Annotated in this window: 20 protein-coding genes and 1 pseudogene; 5 read left to right on the plus strand and 16 right to left on the minus strand. The window is 65.7% G+C overall.

Annotated features, from left to right (window positions below):
* The first annotated feature begins 410 nt into the window (after window positions 1–410).
* Window positions 411–917, plus strand: a complete 507-nt coding sequence (locus BM362_RS36950) for a hypothetical protein (RefSeq protein WP_093576292.1) — start codon at window positions 411–413, stop codon at window positions 915–917.
* Between the two features lie 931 nt (window positions 918–1,848).
* Here BM362_RS36950 and BM362_RS36955 read toward each other — a convergent pair.
* From BM362_RS36955 to BM362_RS36975, 5 genes are all read right to left on the minus strand, one after another.
* Window positions 1,849–4,485, minus strand: a complete 2,637-nt coding sequence (locus BM362_RS36955) for a P-loop NTPase family protein (RefSeq protein ID WP_143132584.1) — start codon at window positions 4,483–4,485, stop codon at window positions 1,849–1,851.
* 665 nt (window positions 4,486–5,150) lie between these two features.
* Complete coding sequence (locus BM362_RS36960) at window positions 5,151–5,540, minus strand: hypothetical protein (RefSeq protein WP_093576294.1); 390 nt, start codon at window positions 5,538–5,540, stop codon at window positions 5,151–5,153.
* 66 nt (window positions 5,541–5,606) lie between these two features.
* The gene (locus BM362_RS36965; RefSeq protein ID WP_093576295.1) at window positions 5,607–6,440 is read right to left on the minus strand and encodes an IS3 family transposase; all 834 of its coding nucleotides are present in this window, start codon (window positions 6,438–6,440) and stop codon (window positions 5,607–5,609) included.
* Window positions 6,441–6,487: 47 nt separating this feature from the next.
* Window positions 6,488–6,778: a transposase gene (locus BM362_RS36970; RefSeq protein ID WP_067581121.1), complete on the minus strand. Its 291-nt coding sequence runs from the start codon at window positions 6,776–6,778 to the stop codon at window positions 6,488–6,490.
* Window positions 6,779–7,028: 250 nt separating this feature from the next.
* Entirely contained in the window at window positions 7,029–8,195 is a 1,167-nt protein-coding gene (locus BM362_RS36975; RefSeq protein WP_093576296.1) for a tyrosine-type recombinase/integrase, read from the minus strand.
* 302 nt (window positions 8,196–8,497) lie between these two features.
* Here BM362_RS36975 and BM362_RS36980 point away from each other — a divergent pair, with 302 nt between their 5' ends.
* Window positions 8,498–9,007 carry a hypothetical protein gene (locus tag BM362_RS36980; protein WP_143132587.1) on the plus strand — a complete coding sequence of 170 codons (510 nt, stop codon included), beginning with the start codon at window positions 8,498–8,500 and terminating at the stop codon, window positions 9,005–9,007.
* On the opposite strand, the gene BM362_RS49565 is transcribed toward BM362_RS36980, so the two are convergent.
* The 3 genes from BM362_RS49565 to BM362_RS49570 form a co-directional block, all read right to left on the minus strand.
* A complete protein-coding gene (locus BM362_RS49565; RefSeq protein WP_093576298.1) occupies window positions 8,982–10,040 on the minus strand; it encodes an integrase core domain-containing protein in 1,059 nt (352 codons plus the stop codon). The two genes, BM362_RS36980 and BM362_RS49565, sit on opposite strands and share 26 nt — an antisense overlap.
* 9 nt (window positions 10,041–10,049) lie before the next feature.
* Window positions 10,050–10,679, minus strand: coding sequence for a LysM peptidoglycan-binding domain-containing protein (locus tag BM362_RS36990; RefSeq protein ID WP_208865443.1), 630 nt, complete (start codon window positions 10,677–10,679; stop codon window positions 10,050–10,052).
* Between the two features lie 797 nt (window positions 10,680–11,476).
* On the minus strand, window positions 11,477–12,544 hold the full coding sequence (locus BM362_RS49570; protein ID WP_093576299.1) for an integrase core domain-containing protein: 1,068 nt from the start codon (window positions 12,542–12,544) through the stop codon (window positions 11,477–11,479).
* 817 nt (window positions 12,545–13,361) lie between these two features.
* On the opposite strand from BM362_RS49570, the gene BM362_RS37000 reads away from it, so the two are divergent.
* Window positions 13,362–13,892: a hypothetical protein gene (locus BM362_RS37000; protein ID WP_143132588.1), complete on the plus strand. Its 531-nt coding sequence runs from the start codon at window positions 13,362–13,364 to the stop codon at window positions 13,890–13,892.
* A 467-nt stretch (window positions 13,893–14,359) separates the two neighbouring features.
* Here the strand turns inward: BM362_RS37000 and BM362_RS37005 are convergent, their stop codons facing one another.
* The 5 genes from BM362_RS37005 to BM362_RS37025 all read right to left on the minus strand — a co-directional run bounded on the left by BM362_RS37005 (window position 14,360) and on the right by BM362_RS37025 (window position 18,028).
* A complete protein-coding gene (locus tag BM362_RS37005) occupies window positions 14,360–14,890 on the minus strand; it encodes a hypothetical protein (protein ID WP_067581113.1) in 531 nt (176 codons plus the stop codon).
* Window positions 14,891–14,893: 3 nt separating this feature from the next.
* On the minus strand, window positions 14,894–16,087 hold the full coding sequence (locus BM362_RS37010; RefSeq protein WP_143132589.1) for a helix-turn-helix domain-containing protein: 1,194 nt from the start codon (window positions 16,085–16,087) through the stop codon (window positions 14,894–14,896).
* 14 nt (window positions 16,088–16,101) lie between these two features.
* Window positions 16,102–17,373 (minus strand): 7-cyano-7-deazaguanine synthase, encoded by a 1,272-nt coding sequence (locus BM362_RS37015; RefSeq protein WP_093576301.1) that lies wholly within the window; start codon window positions 17,371–17,373, stop codon window positions 16,102–16,104.
* 71 nt (window positions 17,374–17,444) lie between these two features.
* Window positions 17,445–17,687, minus strand: a complete 243-nt coding sequence (locus tag BM362_RS37020) for a hypothetical protein (protein WP_143132590.1) — start codon at window positions 17,685–17,687, stop codon at window positions 17,445–17,447.
* Window positions 17,684–18,028 (minus strand): hypothetical protein, encoded by a 345-nt coding sequence (locus tag BM362_RS37025; RefSeq protein ID WP_093576303.1) that lies wholly within the window; start codon window positions 18,026–18,028, stop codon window positions 17,684–17,686. Before BM362_RS37025 ends, BM362_RS37020 begins: the two co-directional genes overlap by 4 nt.
* A gap of 573 nt (window positions 18,029–18,601) precedes the next feature.
* Here BM362_RS37025 and BM362_RS37030 point away from each other — a divergent pair.
* Both BM362_RS37030 and BM362_RS37035 read left to right on the plus strand, forming a co-directional pair.
* A complete protein-coding gene (locus tag BM362_RS37030; protein ID WP_067581107.1) occupies window positions 18,602–18,802 on the plus strand; it encodes a hypothetical protein in 201 nt (66 codons plus the stop codon).
* Window positions 18,803–19,208: 406 nt separating this feature from the next.
* Window positions 19,209–19,430 carry a hypothetical protein gene (locus BM362_RS37035; protein ID WP_093576304.1) on the plus strand — a complete coding sequence of 74 codons (222 nt, stop codon included), beginning with the start codon at window positions 19,209–19,211 and terminating at the stop codon, window positions 19,428–19,430.
* 382 nt (window positions 19,431–19,812) lie between these two features.
* On the opposite strand, the gene BM362_RS46595 is transcribed toward BM362_RS37035, so the two are convergent.
* The 3 genes and pseudogenes from BM362_RS46595 to BM362_RS37045 all read right to left on the minus strand — a co-directional run bounded on the left by BM362_RS46595 (window position 19,813) and on the right by BM362_RS37045 (window position 22,335).
* Window positions 19,813–20,817, minus strand: coding sequence for a GNAT family N-acetyltransferase (locus tag BM362_RS46595; protein ID WP_208865445.1), 1,005 nt, complete (start codon window positions 20,815–20,817; stop codon window positions 19,813–19,815).
* A 145-nt stretch (window positions 20,818–20,962) separates the two neighbouring features.
* Window positions 20,963–21,805 (minus strand): annotated as a pseudogene (locus tag BM362_RS50825) (sporulation-delaying protein SdpB family protein); the annotation flags it as partial.
* The gene (locus tag BM362_RS37045; protein WP_143132591.1) at window positions 21,793–22,335 is read right to left on the minus strand and encodes a hypothetical protein; all 543 of its coding nucleotides are present in this window, start codon (window positions 22,333–22,335) and stop codon (window positions 21,793–21,795) included. The gene BM362_RS37045 and the pseudogene BM362_RS50825, both read right to left, overlap by 13 nt.
* Window positions 22,336–22,612: the final 277 nt, after the last annotated feature.

Here is a 22,612-nt window from a genome sequence, read left to right on the forward strand (position 1 = left end):
ACAGATCATCGTCAACCAGGAACGGCATCCCCTCCGGGATCACCGACCGTTACTCGACGTCCCGGTACTGCCACCCCGCGACGACAAAAACTCAAGATCACGAGCGGCCACAGCAGAAACATCACACGACACGGCGCAAAGCCCAAACCCCCGGACCGCCGGCGTCTTCAGGCAGGCACCAACCGCCATTGCGGCTGGGTCGGCGAAGCACCGCACGTACTCACGAGCGTACTCGGGCCGAACGCGCGTTACGGCCACCGTTCCTCACGGTAGTCCAGGTGATCCGAGGGACCGCTCATCCCGGGCCGCGACGGCGGACGGCACAGGGCGGATCTTCGCGGATCGGTCCCGTAACACGCACCGCGTCCCGTGCGACTGCTCCAGAACAGTCCGAGCGACTGGAGAACGAGATGACCAATACCCGCCTCATCGCCGGTGTCAGCGCGTCGGTGCTCGCCCTCGCGTCCACCGCGACGGTCACTTACGTCGCCACCCGACCGTCGGGCATGTCGCTCGGGGTCCCGTCGTCGTTGATCGCACCGCCCACGAAGACGTTCATGCTGACCGGCATCCTCACGATCGAGAGCGACTCATCGGATGTGAGGACGAACGACACCGGAGCGGCGGACAGCGACTGCCAAGGAACGGGCGGGTACTCCGACCTCACACCAGGCACAGCCGTCAAGGTGTCCGACGGGGCCGGCCACGTGATCGCAACGGGTTCGATCACCAGCGGCACCGCCCAAACCAGCTACGTCTACGACCACAACGTCGTGACCGGATGCCAACTCGGATTCACCGTCAACGACGTCCCCGACGGACTCCCGTCCTACGTACTGACAATCTCCCACCGCGGAGACCAATACCTGACAGCCGATCGGGCGCACGCGCCGATCTCGCTCACCATCGGCGGCTAAACAGACGGTTGAGACGGCGGCCTCGTCCGGTAGTTGGCTGCAGCGGCTGGTGCAGATGCCTCGGGCTCGGGCGAGAGTTGGGCCGCGCGGACAACGACGGCCCTGCCAGCGGCCGTTCAGAAGCCGGTCGACACTGCTGGTCTTGGAGTAAGGGGCGGTGACCGCATCTGGTTCACCTCCCCCTCAGGGTTGCCGCGTGGTGTTCCTGCTAATGCTGGCCGGCATGGGAGTCGCAACCCTGTACCAGCACTGGCAGGGCTAGCACCGCAATCACAGGCGGCGGGCTGTTCCTTGACCGAGGAACGGTCCGCCGCTTTCTGCTCCTGTTCCGCCTCCTCACTGTAGGCCCGGCCCCTAGGCAAACAGGGGAAGAGGGTCAGGCCATTCGTGTGATTTCGTCGACCCAGCTTGACCCAACGCTTTTCCTTGCTGTTCGGGCACCTTCACGCCGCCCATGACGCGCTCGCGGCTACGTCCGCGTGGGCGGCGAGACGGTCGTCACCTGGCAGTTGCCGCTCGGCGAGGGAGAGACGGGTTCCGCGGATCGCTTCAACTGATCGGCCGGTAATCACTGACTAGGAGACGGAGGTACGCGGACCTCTCGCGCGCGGAGCGTGCCCTCGAGTCCTCGATTCCCATTCTCACGGACATTACGGCGTCCCACCAGGTCGTGATGCCACCGCAGCACGATATCCGAGCTGACCACAAGCCGAAGCCAACGCAACACCGCTCGAGACAGCGGTGCCAGCAAACGCGGACAAGAACAACCTCTCCTCAGGCTCAAGCCGCGGGCACTGGTCGCCGAGCTCGAATGACACGATCAGCCGCCGGACCGGCCACGAGTGTCTGAGCTCCCCGGCGTCCCAGGCCAGCTGCGCGGTGGGAGCGCATCCGAGGGATCGGTCCGCCGATGGCGTGGTGTCTGGCAGGGCTAGGCAGTGTCAGCGCGCAACTGGGCGCGCTGTTCGCGAATGGTGTTGACCAGCGACCAGGTGAGCAAGGGTTCGACTGCGAGCGCCCGACGCGCCTCGGCGAGTGTCGGCAGGGCTTCGGCAGACAGAGCGTCCAAGGTGGCCTCGTCCAGGTCGTCGTCGAAGATTTCCAGGATGGCGGCGCACAGGTGGCAGAATCCGGCGGCTTCGCGGCAGGTCCGGACAAGCTCGGCGTCGTCGGCGGCCTCGGTGCGTGCACACAACGCCGCAGCCAGTGCGTCGAGCCGCTCGATCAGGTCGTTGTCGTCGGGATGGGTGAGGTCGCCGACGGTGTTGAGGGTGACGATGACCTGCGATGCCAATTCCCCCGGCGGATGCTGGTGCACGGTGAAGGTGAATGCACGTAGTTTCGCCGCGACGTCGGCCGCGATGATCATGCGGGTGACGTGCGCGAGCTGCGGGTACGACCGGAACATGCCGCCCGGGAACGCTTCGCTGCCCGACATGTGGTCCAGCTCGATGTCCAGCAGCGTGGCCGCGGCTCGCTCCAGTTCCCGGGGGATCCCGGCCGAAAGGGCGTAGCACAGGCACGCATAGGGGCTGGGCAGGCCGATGAGGCGGTGGTCGAGCCAGTCGTGGGCTTCGGCGAGGGTGAACGGGTCCACGGTGATCATCGCGGTGAAGGCGCTGTCGAGGGCGTCGCGGACCGGTATGCCGCGCAGTTCGAAGGAGGCGAGCGCGTCGTCGGACACCGAGATCAGGAACACGCAGTTGTCGACGCCGAAGACGGTTTTGATCTCGTTAATGAATTCGTGTGCCTGAGCAGGGTCGGCGAATTTGTCCAGTTCGTCGATGGCGATGGCGATGCCGGTGATCTGTCGCGCGCGCATCAGCGTGGTCGCGGCGTGCTGGAGGAAACCGCGCAACTGGTCGACGACCTCGGGCTGGGTCAGGGGCTGTTCGGCATGGGCGATCGAGCGGGTCACGGTCATGCCGAGCGCACGCGGGCCTTCGACCTTGCCCGACCAGCCGCTGGTATGCGTCTGCAGGAACCGGATCCGCCGCAGCTGCTCGGTCGCCAGCGTCGCCAGCACTCTCAGCGGCTGGCTCAGCTGATGCAGAGGACGGCCGCGCTCGATTCCGGTCAGCGTCGCCCTCGCCCGCACGCGGCTCGCCGGTGCTGACGACACTCTTGGACGCAGCGACGGCGGCAGCACCGGCGCCAACCGGGTCAGCACGTACATCACGCCGGAGCGCGGGGCAGAGTCACGCCACCACAGCAGGCATCTGCGGGCCCGCTCCCGCAATCGCCTCCCTGCGCGCATGACGCCGTGCCGCAGCGGCAGCGTCACCAATTCCAGCAGCCATAGCGCAGAAGCCAGCAAGCTCAGCACGACCGCGCCGGCACCCAGCAACATAAGCAGCCACTTCCCGATGTTGTCGCGGGAGAGAGCCGGCGCGGCCTCGATCAGTTGACGGGCCTGCGCGCCGTAGACGCCGGGGAGGCTCGAGAGGTCAGGCCGTCGTTGCCAGATCATCGCCGCCAAGGCCACCGCAAGAACCGCATACGCCGTCGCGCGGATGAAGCAACGGGCAGCCCTTTTCCACGTCGCGCGCCGGTCGGCGCTGCGGGAGTGGTGCTCCCAGCGGTCCAGTACCGCGACTCCGTGGGCGACCCGCGGATTGCCCAAGGCCTCGAGCACAGCTCGGCAAACCGTCGCGTGCAGGTGAAGCACGAACTCCCGTAACTGGTAGCGCGCCGGAGCCGGCACGACGACCGTCAGCCGGTCGCCCACGTCTATTCCGGGCAGCATGCCGCTCTCCAGCGCCCGCAGCAACGTCGTCTTTCCCACGCCGCGCCGTCCGGCCAAGGCGATCGCTCCCGACGCAGTCTGCGACAGTTCCCTGCCCAGCCGCCGCACCGCCTCGGTCGGAATGAACACCGACGCCGAGGACCGGCCAGCGAGGAACCGATAGTAGATCCGCAGATCGTGGCTGAACGTGCGGTGGACGCCTCGGTTGATGCGGGCCAGGATCTCCGGCAGCACCACCTCGTTCCGCACGGTAGTTTTCCAGTCCCAGCGCAACCGGGTGAACCCCGCACGCAGCCGCCATCGGTGCCGTCCCCACGCGCGGCGTTGCTCCAGCGCCGGAGGCAGCGAGTCAGCGACGACGCGGTCGATCCACGGCAGCCAGTACAACGCAGCAGCGATCATGAACATCGCCACCAGTTGCAGCACAAACCAGTCAGGCAACACCAGCAGAGGCACGGCGATCGCGAATGTCAGTATCGCCCCGAACACCAGGATCAGCGTCCGTGCGCGCGGCTTCTCCCGCAGCCCTGCAAAATCGTCGGCGCGGACGATCGGTTTCTCGTCCACATGCTCGTCAAGCCGAGTGGCCCGGTCCTCCACCGCAGCGTACGCGGATCTCAAGCGACGCAGAAAATCTTCGTCTCGCAACAGGTTCAGGTAGATCTGATCAATCACGCTGGCCGGCCAGCGACGCTCCGCGAACACATCGCGCAGGTCGTTGGACCACAGAACCTCTGTGATGATCGAATCGAAGTCCCTCGGCAATGAACTACGATTGCCGGACTCTCCGCTCTCGCGCATGATCCCCTCCCCGGCGATCAAGTACCCGCGGCTCGAGCCGACGCGCTGCCAACCGCCAGCGTGCGGGGCCGCATCCCGGTCTCTCGGTGTTGCCGCCTGGTTCAATACCGCGCTGGACGCGCAGCAGAGGCACCGCAGGCCAGATCAGATTCCATCAGCCAGTCTCAGCTCTCATGCCCGGTTCCTCCCCTGAAAACAGGCCCAAGCCCAGTACAGCCGCAGTCACCAGCGGTAGAGAGTCACCACGCCGACCAGAACGGAATTCCACTCGAATGCCGGAAGCAGCTACCGACGGCCCGGCCGGGTTGCTGGTCTTTGGTTTTCGAAGGCTGCGGCAGCGACACGTCTCTGACGAGCCAAGCCTTACCGGCACACCCATCGCCCGGCTCAGGACGCGGGCATTCCGCTGATGCGCGAGAACAACGGCAGGTTCAACGCCTTCCGGGCTGGATCCTTCACCGTGATGATCGCGAACGCCACCTCGTAGTCGCCCGCTCCGACCGAGGCAACAAGCGAATCGACGTCGTCCGTGACCTTTCTCTTTCCACTGCCACGCCCTTACTGCCTGCCAGCAACGTTTGCAGAACGCGCCGAGAGCCACCCGAATATCATCTCCACCCGCTGGTCCCGCTGCGTGCCACGTTGGCAGAAAGCCAGCAGCGACTCCTCTGAGCAGCTCGATCACGCTATGCCGGGATGCTCCACTCCGCACGCACCAATTTTACGAGCGTCCGCGATCGCTCCGCGCCTACGCCCAAGGCCTTGCGGAGATTCTCGGCAGAGACCGGGCGCTGATACAGCTCACGATGCCGCAGATCCTCATGCCGAGCCCGCTCCAGCAACTCAGCGTCCACGCTTGCGCCCTCTTCGCCGTCCATGGTGGGCCCGGTCGAGTCAGCAGAAGGGGCGACGCCGACCGGATACGCGGTGGCTGGCACCGCGGCCAGGGCCTGCAGCAGAGCAGGCCCGACCTCGGACCAGCCGATCAGCAGCAACGGCCCCACCGCATCGAACAACGCTGTCCCCAGACAATCGGCAACAAGCGGCTCAGCCACGTTCAACGCCAACGTCACCACGCTCGCACCTACCAGCAACAACCGCGCTGAGCTTCCCCCCGTTTGGCGGACACCTGCGGTGTGGGGTCAGTGATCTTGGTCTGACCGGGTGTGCAGGGCGTCGAAGGTGACGGGGCTGTGCATCCCGATGGCGGAGTGTCTCCGTTTCGGGTTGTACCAGCATTCTATCCATTCGAATATCGCATTGGCAAGCTGGTCGCGGGTGTCCCACTGTTTCTGGTCGAGGATTTCGAGTTGGAGCGTTCCCCGGAACGATTCCATCATCGCGTTGTCGTAGCAGTCGCCGACGGTGCCCACGGAGGCGAGCAGTCCGGCGGCGCGGAGTCGCTGCCCGAATGCCCAGGACGTGTATTGCGAGCCGTGGTCGGAATGCAGAATTGTCGCATTGTCATCTGGTTTGCGCCGGATGATGGCCATGCCGAGCGCGTCGGTGACGAGTTCGGTGCGCATGTGGCCGGCGAGGGACCAGCCGATGATCAGCCGGGAATAGGCGTCCATGACCGCGGCGCAATACAGTTTCCCTTCGGCGGTGGGGTGCTCGGTGATGTCGGTGATCCACAACCGATCCGGTTCGGTGACAGCGAAGTGGCGGTTGACCAGGTCCGGGGCTGGTTCGGCGGCCGGGTCGCGAATGGTGGTCCAGGCTTGTTTCCGCCGGTAGAGGCCCTGGATGCCGGCCTCGCGTATGAGCCGCTCGACGCGTTTGCGGTTCACCGGCAGGCCCAAGCCCAGCGTCAATTCGGCGTGTACTCGCGGTGATCCGTAGGTTTGGCGGGAATCGGCATGGATCTGCTCGATGTGTTTCAGCGGCAGCTCGTTGTCCCGGTCGCGCTCGGGTATCGGCCGATCGCGCCAGTCGTAATACCCGGAACGGGACACGTTCAGGGCCCGGCAGGCCACCGCGACGTCGATTCCGTCAGCGGCGAGTTCGTGGACCAGCGGGAACGTTACTTTGGGAGGATGTTCTCCCGCGCGAAGTATGCGGCGGCCCGTTTCAGGATCTCGTTTTCCAGTTCGAGCTGCCGGTTTTTGCGGCGCAGCTCGGCCAGTTCCTTCTTTTCCGCGCTGGAGAGCCGGGTGGCCGAACCGTGCTCGTCGGTGTCGGCCTGGGCCATCCAGTTGCGCAGGCAGGACTCGCTGATGCCCAGATCTTTCGCCAGCGCGGCGACCGGTTTGTCGCCCAACCGGGCCAGCTCGACGGCACGCTGACGGAACTCAGGCGGGTGTGGTGCAGGCACGAGAACATCCTCCCTGGTGACCGGAGGTCACCTCAGATGAGGTGTCCGGACAACCGGGGGAAGCTCAGACATTTGCGAGCCCGAGGCGAGCCCGAGACCTCCGCCACACGACAACACCGGCCGACACACCACGACACCGCAAGCACCTTGCGACCAGACGAAAAGGCCCTCTTAACCAGCGGGTTCGGGGTTCGAGTCCCTGATGGCGCACAGTCGGAAAGCAAAGCCCACCAACAGTTTCCCTGCAAATTCAGGGTCGCTGTCGGTGGGCTTTGTCGATCTGTGGGTCCGCGCTGGGGCCGCTGTGGGTCCCACCCAGAGTCCCGCCGGCACGGATGAAGCGCGGACCGCGTCCGACCGCTCGACGTCGCCCGTGCCGGGTAGACCTAGCACCTGACCTGCAGATCTTCCGTCCCCGGTCGTAGCCGGCGCGGCGGACCAAGCTCGCGGTTGCCTCCGCGCAGGCCTGAGCCAGCGAGGGGAGCACGCTGGTGTACGTGTCGGCCGTCAGGACGATGCTGGCGTGGCCGAGCAGTGCCTGCACGGTCTTCAGGTCGTTGCCTGCGGCCAGGGATAGCGTCGCCGCGCCGTGGCGCAGGTCGTGGAACCGCACCGGCGGCAGATCAGCCTTCTCGATCAGCGGCCGGAACGTGTGCGACACGTAACTCGGGCTCCAGTGACTGCCGTTCTCCCGCGCGAACACCCACCCGTCAGCCGCTCCACCACCCTCGCGGCGCTGCGCAGACCGCAGCCGCACCAGCAGCGCGACCGTGCCCCGATCCAGGGACACCGCGCGGCCGCTGGCCGCGGACTTCGGCAGACAGATCACCGCCCGACCATCCCGCTCCTGAATCTGATGGGTCACCGTCAACGACGCCCCAACCAGGTCGAGATCACACCAGCGCAAGCCGAGGACCTCACCACGTCGCAGCCCCGTCAGAGCCGCGACGTGAAACACCGCATGCAACGGATGCGACCCGGCGTGCCGGAGGAACGCGGCCGTCTGCTCGGCCGTCCAGACCGCCACTGGCGGACGCTCCCCGGTCGCCCGCCACACCGCGACCCGCGCCTCGGTCCACACCACCGCCCGCGGCCGGCGCAGCGATGGCAGCTCCACCCACCGCGCCGGGTTGCTGGTGATCAACTCACGCCGGATCGCCCCGTTCAGCGCCGCACGCAGCACCTCACGTATCCGCTGCAACGTCGTCGGCGACAACGGCCGGACCCGGGCGGCATTCGCTCGCAGCAGGCACGTGAACATCGCCTGCACCCGACCGATCGTCAACTCCCTCAGCGCGACATTCCCGAGGCCGGGCCTGAGGTAGTCCCGCACGAGCTGGGTATAGATCCTCCGCGTCGCCGGACGAATCCCGTGACGAGTCGCCAACCAGATATCCAGCCACTGCCCCACCGTCACCAAACTCAGATCAGGCTCGACATCCTCACCCCGCCAATACCGCTGAGCCCGCAACGCCGCCGCCCGCGACGAAAACCCAACACGCCGCAGCCGGCACCGCCCGCCATCGCGCTGCCCCGGCAACTCCACCGTGAAATACCAGCTGCCGTGCCCCCGCGCAGCCAGCCGGGGACACCGAGGCCCGTACGGACGCTTTGTCTCCGGATCGACACACCCACATCGCTTCCACACACCGCGCTCCGCCATCACAACTCCCTGCCGCCGACTGTTCCGTCAGATCAGGGTGCGCTCATCTTGAGCAGATGGAGAAATCCGAGTACTACGGTCCTATGGCCGCACGCCGCAGGGACCCCGACCTTTCGCGACAGTTGCTTGCTCAACTGGAATGGGTTGAACTTCATCTCAACAACCAGGCAAGCCTCGCCGGAAGCGACGAGACCGATCCCGGAACCAGCGACTGGTGGGCCAGCGCCACCGTGCGGGTCCTTCCCGACGAGGACGAAGCTGACGGCATCCAACCTTGGTACAAGGCAGAAGGCACGGCACTCTCGACGAAACGACTCGACGAGGAAAGCAGCGATATCACGATCTTCGAAGCCACCGGCTTGACCATCGACCTCCAGCACGTCGAGGACGTGCACGACGCACTCGATGCCCGCAGCGAAGACTACGCAAAATTCATCCCGCTCTTCGGCGGCCGCGACCAGTTCGGATTCGTCACGCTCCAAGACGATCTGGAGGACCTGCGGGGTTCCAAAAGTCGGTCACCGGCGCTGACCAGTAGTTTTACGCAACCCGTTGGTATTCGTTGATCAGGCCTCCGAGAAGGCGCTGACGCTTGATTCGTTGAGAGTTGAGGTCTGCCACGGGGTGGGTCGGCCGGGGCGGGCGGAGCTCGCGGGAACGGTGCGGCCGTCGACCGTTGTAGTGCCGGAGGTATTCGGCGAGCACGGTGTGCAGATGCCGCTCGTTGAGGATCAGCATGTGGTCGGTGAGTTCGGTTCTGGCTGTGAGCACGAACCGTTCGGCGTAGCAGTTCGCTCGTGGGCAACGTGGCGGGATCTTGACCGTCTTGATGCCCGCGTCGGCCAGGACGGCATCGAAGGAGGCCGCGAACTGACCAGCCCCGTCACGGTTGAGGAATCTGATCCCCTCGGCTCGATCACCGAGATCCATCATGAGGTTGCGGATCTGCTGGGTGGTCCAGCCGCTGTCCGGGTTCGTTGTCGTGCCGAGGACGTAGCGGGTGCCGACCTCCAGCACGAAGAACACGTAGATGCGTTTGAGGCTGAATGCACAGTCGACGTGGAAGAAGTCGCACGCCAGCATCCCCGAGGCCTGCGTGCGCAGGAACTGCCGCCAGGTCACGTCGGTGTGCCGGGTTGACGCGGGAGGTACACGCGCCCGCTTCAGGATCCGCCGGATCGTCGAGGCGCCGACCTGGTGTCCCAGCTTGAGTAGCTCGCCCTGAATCCTCTGGTAGCAGGCGTGGTTCTCGGTGGCCATCCGTTGAATCAGCCCGGCGATCGTCTTGTCCAGGGGCGGACGCCCGTACCGGTGTGGATAGGTCCACTTCGCGGCTACCAGTCGACGGTGCCAGCGCAGGATCGTGCCCGGGGTCACCATCCGGTGTGCCCGCAGCGCCTGCGGCAGCAGCCGCACCAGCGCGGCGACCACAGCCCGGTCGGCCCAGTCCGGGCGAGGTTTCGGGTTCCCTCTGCGCAGCACGGCGACTTCGTGGCGCAGCACCAGTAACTCGACGTCCTTGGAGGCCGACGAGCGGCAGAGCAACACCAGCAGGCCCACCAGCCGGAGGAAGATCAGATAGAGCAGACGCAGCGCCATGGCTGACGATCATGCCCTCCCCGTCGAATCTGCCCGTTGCCCCAGGTCGGATACGTGCACCGACTTCTGGAACCCCGCAGGGTCAGCGTCGTCGCGTGCGCCGGGGTGGTACCAGCGGCGGTGCCGGAGTCGGACGGTGATCATCGCGAGGGTGATCAGGGCAGCCAGTCCGAGGCCGACGAACGCGCCGGTCGGCAGTGCGATACCAGCTCCGGGATGCGCCTCGGGCATGTCGGGCTGTTCTCCTCGAGGTGCGTGCGGCGGGGCGGGCTGCTCGGCGGAGGTAGCCGGGCCTTCTGGGACAGGCGCGGGTGTCGGGCTGTTCGGTGGCGTCGCGGGCTGCTCTGGTGGCTGCGCGGGTGGTGGTGTCGCCTGGGCGGGCAGAACGAGGTGCCAGCCGGGCAGGATCTGGTCGGGGTGGCGCAGCGCGCGGCCGTCGGGCTGGTTGCGGCCGGCGTTGAGGTCGAAGATCGCGTGCCAGGCATCCGGGTCGCCGAGTTCGCGTTCAGCGATGGCCGAGAGCGTGTCGGTGGGCTCGACGGTGACGGTGCGCCCGCTCGCTGTGGCGATGTCCGCGGGACGAGGCAAGGCGACGGCATCCGGTGGCAACAGCAGCTTCCATCCCGGTATGTCATCCATTCGGCACAGCGCGGTTCGCGCACAGTTGCTTGTGGAGCGCCGTCGACCACCACGCCGAAGCCTTGCGCCTCTACGAAACCGTTGGAAGCCGCTCCTGCCAAGGCATCTCCCTCAGCTACCTCGGACGCGCCTCCCCGGGCACCACAAGCGAGCAACAACCTGTCTCAGCCGGGCACTCGACATCTACCGACGCATCAAAGCACCATAAGCCACCGAGATCGAACGACTGCTGACACGCACACAACCCACGCTGCTCAGCACAGTGAATGAAAACCCGCCATCCGTCAGATAAACTCCCAGGTCAAGAAGTGTTCTCCCCGCGCGAGCGGGGGTTGCGAGTGCCGAAAATTGCGTCCAAGCAGGTCAAGCCGCATGTTGGTACTCGTGGATGAGTCCGCCGAGTCGGGCTTCTCGGCGTATGGCGAGGTGTTCGATGCGGTCGAGCTGAAGGGGTTGAGGCCGGGCTCGCAGCGGTGCCGCGGCAGCCAGTGATCGGTGGGTTCGGTGCCGGTTGTTCGGCAGTAGCCGCAATTCGGCGAAAGCATGAGTGACGGCGAGATATGCGAAGCGAGCGACCATGAGTCGCGATCATGCCTGACGGCGATCATGCCCGACGGCGATCAGTCACACGCCGATGACCGCTGAACTACATGGACGGAATATTCGGTACGCACAACGGCGACCGAGCCGGGACTCAGTTGCTGATCGAGGTTCCGCTGCTGCACCGGCGGACGAGATATGCACACGTGACCGCCTGTGCGGTTCCAAAAGTCGCTCACCGGCGCTCACCAGCGGCTTTACGCGGCTCGTTCGTATTCGTTGATCAGGCCCCCGAGAAGTCGCTGTCGCTTGATCCGCTGAGCGTTGAGGTCTGCCGCGGGGTAGGTGGGCCGAGGTGGGCGAAGCTGGCGAGAACGGTGCGGCCGTCGACCGTTGTAGTGCCGGACGTACTCGGCAAGCACGGCCCGCAGATGCCGCTCGTTGAGGATCAACATACGATCGGCGAGTTCGGATCTGGCTGTCAGCACGAACCGCTCGGCGTAGCAGTTGGCCCGTGGACAACGCGGCGGAATCCTTATCGTTTCGATGCCCACGTCCGCCAGGACGGCATCGAAGGCGGCCGCGAACTGGCCAGCCCGGTCGCGGATGAGAAAGCTGAACTCGTCAACTCGATCGCCGAGCGCCACCACGAGGTTGCGGATCTGCTGCGTGGTCCATCTACCGTCCGGGTTCGTGGTCGTGCCGAGGACGTGGACGTAGCGGCTGCCGACCTCCAGTACGAAGAACACGCAGATCCGCTTCAGGGTGAACGCGCAGTCGACGTGGAAGAAGTCGCAGGCCAGCATCGTCGAGGCCTGCGTGCGCAGGAACTGCCGCCAGGACGTGTCGGTGTGCCGGGCCGGCGCTGGAGGTATACGCGCACGCTTCAGAATCCGCCGTATCGTCGAGGCCCCGACCCGGTGGCCAAGCTTGAGCAGCTCACCCTGGATCCTCTTGTAGCCCCAGCTGTGGTTTTCTGTGGCCATCCGCTCGATCAGCCCGGCGATACCTTCGTCGACGGGTGGACGCCCGTGCCGGTGTGGATATGTCCACTTCGCGGCTACCAGCCGACGGTGCCAGCGCAGGATCGTTCCCGGGGTGACCAGCCGGTGTGTTCGCAGCGTCTTGGGCATCAGCCGGACCAGTGCGGCGAACACAGCCCGGTCGGCCCAGTCGAGGCGAGGTTTCGGGTTGCTTCGGCGCAGTACGGCGACCTCGTGGCGCAGCACCAGCAACTCGATGTTCTTGGACGCCGACGAACGACCGAACAACACCAACAGACCCAGCAGCCGGAGGAAGATCAGATAGAGCAGACGCAGCGACATGCCCGGCGATCATGCCCTACCCGCCGAAAGAGCAATTGCCGCTGGTCAGAATGCATGATCAGACTTCTGGAACCCCGCAGCCCCATTCGTCGAGCGGCTTGCACTGAACGGGCTTCGAGAGCCGGAATAGATTGGCCACGCCTCAGGACTCCTTGTTCTGGGTGATGGGTTCAGCAGCCGCGGCCGCCGCGGACAGCTCGGATTCGGCCACCACCAGCGGGCGGACCGAGTTCGTCAAGACTCGTACTCCTCCGTCCGACGACGATGGTCGCGGGGCGGCGGCATGCGAGTCCATCTCACGATTCCACACACCGGAACCTCGCCGCTTCGACCTTGGAACAGGCGTGCCAACGTGGCCTTGGCAAGGGCTGTCACCGACCCCTACCACGCTCACCGCACCGTGGAACCGACGAGTTGGCGGTCTCCCGTCCATCGGCCCAGGACATCTACCGACGCCTCGAAGCACCACAAGCCACCGAGATCCAACGACTACTGAAACGCACACAACCCACAACCCACGCTGCCCAGCACAAATGAATGAGAACCCGCCGACCGTCAGATTGTCGGTGACGGCCGCGAACCGGTCGTCGCGCGGCGCGGCGGTGGAGGCCACAGGTCCTCCAGCTCGATGATCAGGTTGCCGGTCTCGCCGACCAGGGCGGACGGAAGACGCCTCACCGATCGGGCCCCAGCGTTCCCGAACACTTCGCCCGGGCCGGCCCGCTCCTGCAAAACCGGGGAACTCGATCGGGTAATCGGCCGGTACGGCAAGATGTCCTGGTCAACCTGACGACGACGGAACGAACCAGGAGTACCGGTGCGACGCAAGCCGCTGCATGAAGTACGCGACGCCAACTTGCGACGTGCGATCACCGCTCGCGCCAGGGAAAACGACCCCTCGCTGCACTACGAGTCCCTCGTAGTGCAGCGAGGAAATTCCCGTCAGGTGATCGGCTTTCCGCCCGTCGAGTGCGGGCCCGGAGCCCCGGCCACGGCAGCCCAGTGGGCACGCGCACTGCGCTTGCGCCCGTCCGGAGGAAAACATGCCGCGGACGTAACCTACCGGGGGATCATCGACGGCTGCGAGGTCGTCATCTACTCCAGTTTCGAAGGCATCAGGCTCGGCAAAGGGAAGACGGCCGCAGGCTGGCTTCGAGCTCCTCGGCCGGAAAGCCGGAACAACTTTCCCGTCGTCGTCGCCAGGCGTGCCTCCCTGCTGGACGAGACGCACATCATCCCGATGATCCAGACTCCGACCGGAAAACACGCCGCAGCGGACTCCCTGCGCCCGTCGACCGGCACGCGGCGACCGTTGGACGGGTGCTTTCGCGGAGATCTGCTGGCCTGAACGCACCGAGTTCCGCACCTGCTGAGCCCGGACGGATTCAGCGGGCGCTGGCCGAGCGGCTGCACCCAGTCCACGCGGCGACATCCGTACGCATTGGCGGCCGCGTTCGAACGCGCGGGAATCGTCCTCATTTCGCGGAAACAGGCCAGCAAACGCGGTTGGATCAACAAGGCGGGCCGATTGAGCGATTTCCTGCAAGCCGCGTCCGACTAACTGCGGCCGACGAGGCCTCGACCCTCCTAGAATGCACCACGCGAGAGTTTTGCTCGTGTCGGAAATGCGGTACCAAATCAGCTCAGACCGCGTTTCCCGAGAGTGCGGAACAGCCGGGTCTTGGCTTCGGCCTCTTGGAGCATCCAGTACGCGCGATCGCGCCAGACAGCTGCCGAGACAGCGACGCCCATGCCAGTGAATCGGCCCTGGCCGCAGGCGGAGCTGGTCCGGGCCAGTCGCGGGCCTTCGCGCCGTCAGCGCTGAAGCCGGTCTTCCCACCAGTCGTGCAGGGGGTCGTTCCGGCGAGCAACATAACGAGCCCTGTCCCGGACGTCTCTGAGCATCGCGCCTGTTTCTTCGGGCGGAAGCCCGGCTGCAGCTTCGAAGTCCCTGAGGAGCTCCGGGGTGCCGACCGGCTCGGCCAGACCTAAGCTCTTCATGACGCGACGGGCTTTCCGATCATCGGTCGCGGCGGAAATGGACCGATGGTGTGCAGTCGCGGCGGTCGCGGCTTCGCCGTCGTCGACGTCCGCCGCCAGTTCGACGTACATGTCGTATTCCGCCTCGATCAGCCAGAGAACCTCGGCCACCAGGGCTTGCCCGCCTCCGCCGTGCGCGCGCCGCACGATCGGCAGGTCGCCGGCGAGTTCGATGCTGCCGCATTCCTTCGCGGCCGGTACCACCATGAGGTACTTGAGCTCGAGCACCTCCTCGATGTCGCGTGAGCGTCCGGTGGCCGCGAGGTTGATCGCGATGCAAGCGTCGAGCAACAGCGGAGACGGCACGGATCACTCCACGCCGTCGAGGAGGTCGAGCACCTGCATCTCTCCGTCGTCCCCTACATCCGTGGTGGAGGTCAAGCGCTCGAACTCCTCACGCGCGCCGACGATGTCGGTCCCGAGATAGCGGGCGAACTGCGACTCGGTGATGTCTCCGTCGACGAACAGCTGCGTCGCAAGCGTGCGGTAGTGATACGGCAGCCGGGAGCCGTTGTCGGGAAGGTTCGGCAACCGCAGTCGCTCCGCCGCGGCTCGCGGCTGGAAGTTGTTGTCCTTCAGCCGATCCCAGGTCGCCGGGCGCACCAGCGCAAGGTCTTCCAGGCGAAGGCAGAGCGCTTGAGCCGATACCCGGTAGGCGTGCGCGAGCTGGACGATGGTCGCCGGAGTCGGCTTTCCTCCGTTGTCCCGGCTGAGTTCGTGGAAACGACGGGTAATGCCGTTGCGGGGCATCAAAAAGTTCCCGGCGAAGGCCTCGGCGAACCGTTCGGTGTCCGGGATCCTGCCCCGTGCGCCGATCGGGGTGACTTCGCTGCGGTCGCGCGAGGAGAGGTAGTGGGCGTATTCGTGCGCCATCGTCCATCGCCGTCGTTCGGCTGGGTGGTTGCGGTTGACACCGACGCAACCGCCGAGCGGATCGACGTAGATGAACAGCCCGGCGATCTTCGAGGGCAGGTCGAGGAAGAACACCCGGAGCCCGACTTCGACTTCGAGCATCTCCCGGAGCTGCTGGATCGGCCCGTCGCCGAGCCCGAGCCGGTTGCGTTCCTCCGTCGCGAGGTCCTCGCCGGCACGGTCGGGCGCGAGATAGTCCAGCGATCTGCTCGCGGGCTGTCGGCCGGGCAGTCTCGATCCGGATCGCCGCAGCAGATCGACGTAGTTGTCGGCCAGTTCCTCCAGCTCGGACACGGCGGTCTCGAGCTGTTCGCTCTTGTCGGGCCCGGTGGTGAACGCCGTACGGAACTTGGCTCGGATCGACGCCGGCGGCGCGGTCGGGCGCAGCAGGGTGGCGACGTCGCGCCCATAGGCGTTCGCGAGTTTGACCAGTTCCGGCGGACTGACCGACCGGGTGCCCTTTTCCATCGCGATGAGTGTCGGCCTGCTCACGCCCAGCTCGGCTGCCGCCTGTGCCTGGGTGAGGTTCGCCGCCTCGCGGGCACCCCGAATCCGCGAGGCGAGCGCCTGGGCCGATTCGGTCTGTTCCATCGTCTTTCCCGTCGTCACGAAGCCAATTCCTGCCCGCTGAACCAGTCTCCGACCGGCACGTCCATCGGGGCCAAAACCTTAGGCCACTCGCGGACGTAGGCGCCGAACAGCCTCAGCAGACGGTCCCGGGGCACGAACTCCGCAGCTCCGGCGATCTCCGGGAACTCCTCCACGAAGCCGCTCCACGGATCCTGCTCGGCCAGCCGCGACTCGATCCGGGAAGCCTGCCACAGCATCGCGGCCAGCTCCGGCGTCGTCCGGTCCGGAATCCGCCGGAATCGCTTCCCCTCGTCGAGTTTCGGATACCGCGAAGCTGTCACCGCCTGCCGCCGCAGCAAGCACGAGGTGCAGGTGCCGCAGGGCGGATGCCCGCTGATCCGGGACGCGAATCCCGTGTCGCAGGACACGCTGCACGCGATAGCGTGCTCGTATTCCGGCGGCACAGCCGACACCGCCTCGGCCTTGGTCAGGCCGAGCAACGGCGTTTCCACTGCGAAATCCTGACCGGTGAGGGTCCCGGCCAGCCGGGCCATCGCCTGCACCGTCCGCGGATGCGCGGACCGCGTCGCCTGCGATCCGACCTGGGACCGCAAGTAGGGCAGGTTGATCGCGCCGATCCCGTTCTCGAGGAACCACAGCCGTCCCTTTCCGAGCGTGATCGCCACCGCGATGCCCGCGGCGAGAAAGAGCAGACCGCGCGAGCGTTGGGAATTCTCCTGCTTCGCCCCAGGAGCTCGGGTCCTGGACTGGGTGAGGTTGACCCGGAAACTGGCCGCTGGCAGGACCTCGCGGGACACGCCGCGGAGTCGGGACAGGACGCGCTCCTGGACCCCAGCCATGTCGTTGTTCGTGCGCACGCTGACCGGCAGCAGCGGCGGCCCGCCCAGGCGGAGAGCCAGCCCCGCGGACGAGTCGAGGCCGCCGGAGAACAACACCGGCTCGATGTCATCCGGCAAGGTGCTCACCAGGTATCCCTGGCCTCCGGTGAGCCTGTCGCGATCCGACTCGCTGAACGAGACGGACCATTCGTCGTCGGTAAGCCATGCGAGCAGTTCCGCCAGGTCGGTCCGCACGGACTCCCAGCGTTCCCGGCAGCGCACCGGGATCGTCAGGTCGATCTGCCGCGCCCAGTTTTCCCCGCGTTCGAACCCCGCGTAGCGCGGTCGGACCACGCTGCGGTCGACGGCGTAAACGGCGGCCGCGACTTCCAGCAAGTCCGCCGCGAGCGGGTCAAGTTGACGGGACAGCACGTCGGGGACGCCTTGTCCGTCCAGCCGAGCGTCCACCCCGAACTCGATGCGTCTCGCCGCCCGGTCAGACGACGAGCGAAAGGCGATAACGCTTCGCGAGACGGCGCTCACAGCTCATCCAAAGCGGTGCCGAGCAGTTCGTCGAGCGGTTTGGCAGCGGTTCTGCGGTTCGGAGCCCTTAGTCCGATGCCGGTCGGATGCGCCAACCACCGGATCGCCAGCTCCTTCATAGGGGTGGAGTCAACCACCCTGCGCAGCGCAGTCTGCAGTTCCCCCGCCGTGAAGTGCCCCTTGCCGACAAGAGCAGGCACGTCGTGGTCGATGCCAGCCGCCACGATCCGGCCGATCATCTGGCGCGCCAGCAGCTGAGCGGCCTGGGCCGGAGAGACCACTGCATCGAGTTCTGCAACCGGACCGCAAGTGCCTGGATCGAATCCGACAGCATCCGGTCGACCACGGTCGCCGACGGCTTGGGGCGGGCCACCACCGCAGAGTCGACGGCGACGGCTGCGAACACCTGTTGCGCAGCCGCTGCGAAGTCAGGCACCCCGCCGGACGCTCGGATGGTCTTGGCGACAGCGGAAGCTGCGCTGTCTTCGATCTCGATGTCCGATGCACCCGACTTCAGCAGGTTGGCAAGTTTGCGCCACTTCGCTGCCGCGTGCCAGGCGATGTAGTCACCATCAGGCACGTGCACCTCCCTGACTTATTGACATCGATAGTCGCTCAAGACCTTGATGGATGTCAATAAGTAAATCAGTGAAAGGTGGTCTCGCCAGCCACGATGACTCGCCCGCCCAAAACTGTCAGTCGGGGGCCGTACAGTCCGCAACGACCCGTACACCTGGAGTCAGGTGTCCTGGCGACGAAGGCGAGAGTTGAACCCTTGCCTGGACCACGCGATCACCGACGAAAGAGGCGCTGTTGGCCTTGAGCCTTGGCCGTTGCTACGCGTGCGGCTGCCCCAAGCAGTCATGAAGATGAACGGCGACCTCCCCGTCGCCACGGCCAGGATCGCCCACATCCGCGCGGCGAGGCCGGACGGCCTGCACTACGACGACCAGATGACCGACGACGACCGCCACGCGTTTCGCAAATTGATCCTGCTGTGCACCTCTCACCACGGGAGTGTCGACGGGTCCGGAGACCGGAAGCGCCTACTCCGTCGAAGAGCTCACCAGCTGGAAGACCGAACGCGTAGGCGCTCTCGCCACCGACCTGAGCGCCCTGGCCGAGAACGGCCCCGTTCGGCAGCGTCAACGCCGTGTACCGCTGGCTGACCTGGGGAACCATGCAGTTCGGATCCCTGGTCGGCGGCCTCGCGGCCGAAATCGCCGGCGTCCGGGTCGTGCTGCTGGCCAGCGGAATTGTCGCGTCCGCGGCCGCGCTGCTGGTGCCGCGTTCGCGTGATCCTCAAGTCGAGGCTCCGAACACCTCCGAAGAACCCGCGGGAGAGCCTCGATGACACTCGACGCGCCGCCGACCGCTGTTCCGTACTTCGCGCAATGGGAATCTCCGAAATTGGTGGGGCCCATAATTCGCGGCGAGATGTCCGTGGAGGACGATCCGCGCCGGGCCGGCTCCGGAGCCGACAGCCCGCAGGAGTACGCCTTCTGGAGCTGGCGCGCCTGCGGCATGGCGTGTTTGAAGGGCATCCTCGCCGCCTGGCACGGCGTATCCGCGACCACGATCGGCCTCGGCCGAGAGGTTCTCGCCGCAGGCGGGTACCGGCGCAGCTCGGACGGCCTCGACGGACTCATCTACGCGCCTTTCGTGGATTACGCGCGCACTCGCTGGTCGCTCGACTCGCGAGTCGAGCCCCGGCTGGACGTCCACGAACTGCATCACGCCGTCCAGGAAGCCACTGGGCCATGGCCTCGGTCAGCCCGAAGATCCGCCGCCCCGGCGAAACACCCGCGAGCAAGAGCGGTCACCTCGTCCTCGTCCACGCGGCCACTCCCGGCGCCCTGGTCTTCCACAACCCCTCCGGCGACACGCCGGAGAGCCAGCGCTCGGCCGCGGTGCGGGTGAACGACTTCACCCGCTTCTACGCCGAGCGAGCCATCCCTTTCACCTCGCCCAGAACACGCTGACCACCACAGGGACGGGGAAACTCATACGCGTCGCGGTCATCGTCAGCAAACGGCCCCAGGAAGCCGCCGTCACCCGGATTTCCGGGGACAACATCTGCCGCGCTCTCGCCATGCTCGGCCACGAACCGGTCATAGTCGAAGCGTCGGCCCGAGCGTGGACAGCACACGGCCAACGCCTCACTCTCGAACCCGGACGCGGCCTGGCTTCCTGCCAGGCCGCCTTCCCCTGGTGCCTCATCTCCAGATGACTGCTGGCAGCCCTCGACATCCCTACACCGGCCCGACAAAACGTCAAGCGGGACGGAAAAATTGCGTCACTTTCCCGGCGATGCCATTCGGGCGAGGTGTAGCACCAGCGCAGCGGCGGAGCTCGACTGCTCGGCTATGCGCGAAGAAGCTGAGCCAGTTTTTCGGTCTCGCAAGCAAGAATGACCATTCTGCGCGCGCTGCGGTAGCCGAGTGCGAGATTCACGTTGACCATGTACGGGTTCGCTGCTGTCGTCGAGGTCATGACTTGCTCGACTTCGGGCCGCTCGGTCTGCAGCCACCGCAGCATGGCAGCCTTCGCGCAGAAACCCAGCGAGTGCCCGCGATGCTGGGCGAGCACGGCGGTGTCGCCTTGGTAGGCGAAGTTCTTGCGATGCGGGTAGACCTGCAGCTCCGTGAAGCCAACGACCTCGTCGGAATCTTGTCTCACGATCGCGACTACGCGGTGATCGATTTCGCGGTGCCGGCGGTCTGCTTCGGACTCGCGGACACGCTCGGCGGTCCAGGCCGGAAATCGGAATGCGGAACGGCCGAACGGGCTGTCCGCGATCGCTCTCCGCGCCTCGGCGTAGGAGGCCAGCAGTTCGTCCGGAGCGAGGCCGCACCAGGAGACCAGTCGGTAGCCGATCGGTGGCTCGACTTCCCACACGGAACGGTCGACGGTGCTGATCGACAGCATCTGGAGCACTGTCGTGCTGACCGCTTCGAAGCCGCGCGCGGTTCCGAAAGACGCACCGGCACCCCCCTCGGTGATGTTCCAGCATTCCACGACTGTGCGTCCGCGTACCCGCAGCTCCGGCGTTATCGTGCGGAGGACTGCCGTTCCGATGCCGCCGCGGCGGGCCCGGGGGTGCACGGTCAGCTCGAGGAGGCCCAGATGACTGTTCTCGGCCTCGGGGAAGTACAAGGAAGCGAGGCCGACGACGTGGTTGCCCCGACGCACTGCCCAGCGCAGGACCTGGCCAAGACCCGGTTGCGGGTTCTTGAGCCTGCCGATGGCTTCGTCGAACGTCAGTACTGGGGCTTCCGGATTGTCGAGTCGGCTGCTGGACGCGATCACCTCGTAAACATCCTCGAGCGTCAGACGGTCTGAATTCGCCGGATCGATCGGTTCGACCATCGCGTGAGAGGTCATCAAGCCCTGCCGTGAGTTTCTGTAGAATCGCGGATGATTTCTGTTCAGCTGTGCACTTACCCTCTGTCATGGCGATGTCGCCGTCGAGCGAGGAGGGATGCCTGTGCGACTGTGCGAGGGAGATCGTCAGCAAGGCGATCATTACCAGGCCGAAACTGGGCAACCCCATCACAACGATGATCGCAGTGTGCAGGGCGATGCCCAAGACCACGGAAAACACGCGCATTTTGTGCGTGCCGAGGGCACATGCGGCCAGCACCAGCTGAATGCCGATTACCGACCAGGTGAGCGAACCGATGATCCAAGGCGATTCCAGCAGCGGGCTGAGCGATCGCCGCGCGCTGGGCGGCAGGCCGTTGACCGGGTCGAAGAATACATAGTAAATCGCGCTGCCGTGCGACCAGGCTTCGTCCATCAGCTTCGACAGTGTCACGCTGGCGTAGATGATGCAGATTTGCAGACGAACGGTCATCACTGTGGCGAGCGCGAACCCACGCCAGGGCGGAGCGAGCGGCCTCGAAGGTGCTGTCCACTGCCAGCGACGGCCATCGCCGAGGCACAGCGGGATCGCGAGCAACGTGGCGATCTTCGCGACGCTGTCTCCGCCATCGGGCACGGACATGCTGACCGCGAGCCCGAATGAGACGTACCAATGCGGAACGCAAGTCCACTTAGGCCGGTATCCGGACGCAACGACGGCAAGGACGACGACCGCCGTGATTTCAGCGGCACCGAAGCTGCCGGTGACGCGGTTGCTGATGCACCAGGGGGAAAGCGACCTGATTCCGTCGCAGTGCGCGCCGCCGTCCTTGCCGGAGACATCTCCAAAAAGGCCAGCGGTCGGGGTAAACAGCAGTTCGGTAAGCGTGGCAACCGCAAGCAGGGTCCGGCCGATCGCAAGAGGAAGCCCTCGAGGGTCGTAACGGCCGGCTGCATCCAGCGTCGACCGGGCCGCCCTGGTCAACCACCGCATTGCAGGTCTACCAAAGCGATTCGGTCGATGACTCGTGGGATACCGCGCAGCGTCGACAGTGTGACGCGTGCAGGGCTGGCCGCTGAAACCGCGATCTTGCCGCACCACGTCCGGTTTTTCGAGAAATTCTTCATGCGGACGTAGCGGCCGGCATCGAAGGCTGGCTGACAACTGGAAGGGGTCTGCGCATGACAGCCCTGCCAGTACTGCTCCGGAACCAGGCTCGCCAGTTGAGTGAGCTCGTACTGCTGTGTGTCGCCTGACCGGTCCAGTCCGCCGAGACGGTCGGTAAACTTCGCGCGACTCTGTTCCACGAAGCCGATTGCGTTCGGCTTCGTGGTATCGTCGATGACTTTGTATCCCACAAAGACGTCGTCACGGGAAAGTCCGGTGAAGAAAGACCACCCTTGTGGCCACAATAGTGAATACGAGTGAAGTCGCTCGCTCAGCCAGCCCGTCGACGAGCCGGAGACGGCTCCGGAGAGGCTAGTGAAAACCAAGGTGAGAAGCAAGGTGGTCGCTGCAGCCACGAAACTCTTGCCGCTAGCGTCCAGCGCGGTATTGCGACTTAATCTTCTCCGCATTCGGCGTGCCGTCGAATCAGCTCACAAAACCGTCTCTACACCTACGGCAGCGGGTTTGCTATCCGAGTTCGGACTGGCGGAGCCCGACGCGGTGAAGAAGAACGCGAAGGCGACGGCGACGGCGATCGCTAGGCCAGCAAGAAAAGACCTCTTCATAGAAATTCCCTCCCTCGTTTAACCACGCTCGCTGAGCGTGATCAGCGACTTACTATAGCACTCGGCC

This window comes from Amycolatopsis rubida (assembly GCF_900115345.1).
Classification (GTDB): Bacteria; Actinomycetota; Actinomycetes; order Mycobacteriales; family Pseudonocardiaceae; genus Amycolatopsis; species Amycolatopsis rubida.

Coding starts and splice junctions, on each gene's coding strand:
- BM362_RS36950 (WP_093576292.1), top strand. CDS start 411: ATGACCAATACCCGCCTCATCGCCGGTGTCAGCGCGTCGGTGCTCGCC.
- BM362_RS36980 (WP_143132587.1), top strand. CDS start 8,498: ATGGAGAAATCCGAGTACTACGGTCCTATGGCCGCACGCCGCAGGGAC.
- BM362_RS49565 (WP_093576298.1), bottom strand. CDS start 10,040: ATGGCGCTGCGTCTGCTCTATCTGATCTTCCTCCGGCTGGTGGGCCTG.
- BM362_RS36990 (WP_208865443.1), bottom strand. CDS start 10,679: ATGGATGACATACCGGGATGGAAGCTGCTGTTGCCACCGGATGCCGTC.
- BM362_RS49570 (WP_093576299.1), bottom strand. CDS start 12,544: ATGTCGCTGCGTCTGCTCTATCTGATCTTCCTCCGGCTGCTGGGTCTG.
- BM362_RS37010 (WP_143132589.1), bottom strand. CDS start 16,087: ATGGAACAGACCGAATCGGCCCAGGCGCTCGCCTCGCGGATTCGGGGT.
- BM362_RS37020 (WP_143132590.1), bottom strand. CDS start 17,687: ATGATCGGCCGGATCGTGGCGGCTGGCATCGACCACGACGTGCCTGCT.
- BM362_RS37035 (WP_093576304.1), top strand. CDS start 19,209: ATGGCCTCGGTCAGCCCGAAGATCCGCCGCCCCGGCGAAACACCCGCG.
- BM362_RS46595 (WP_208865445.1), bottom strand. CDS start 20,817: ATGGTCGAACCGATCGATCCGGCGAATTCAGACCGTCTGACGCTCGAG.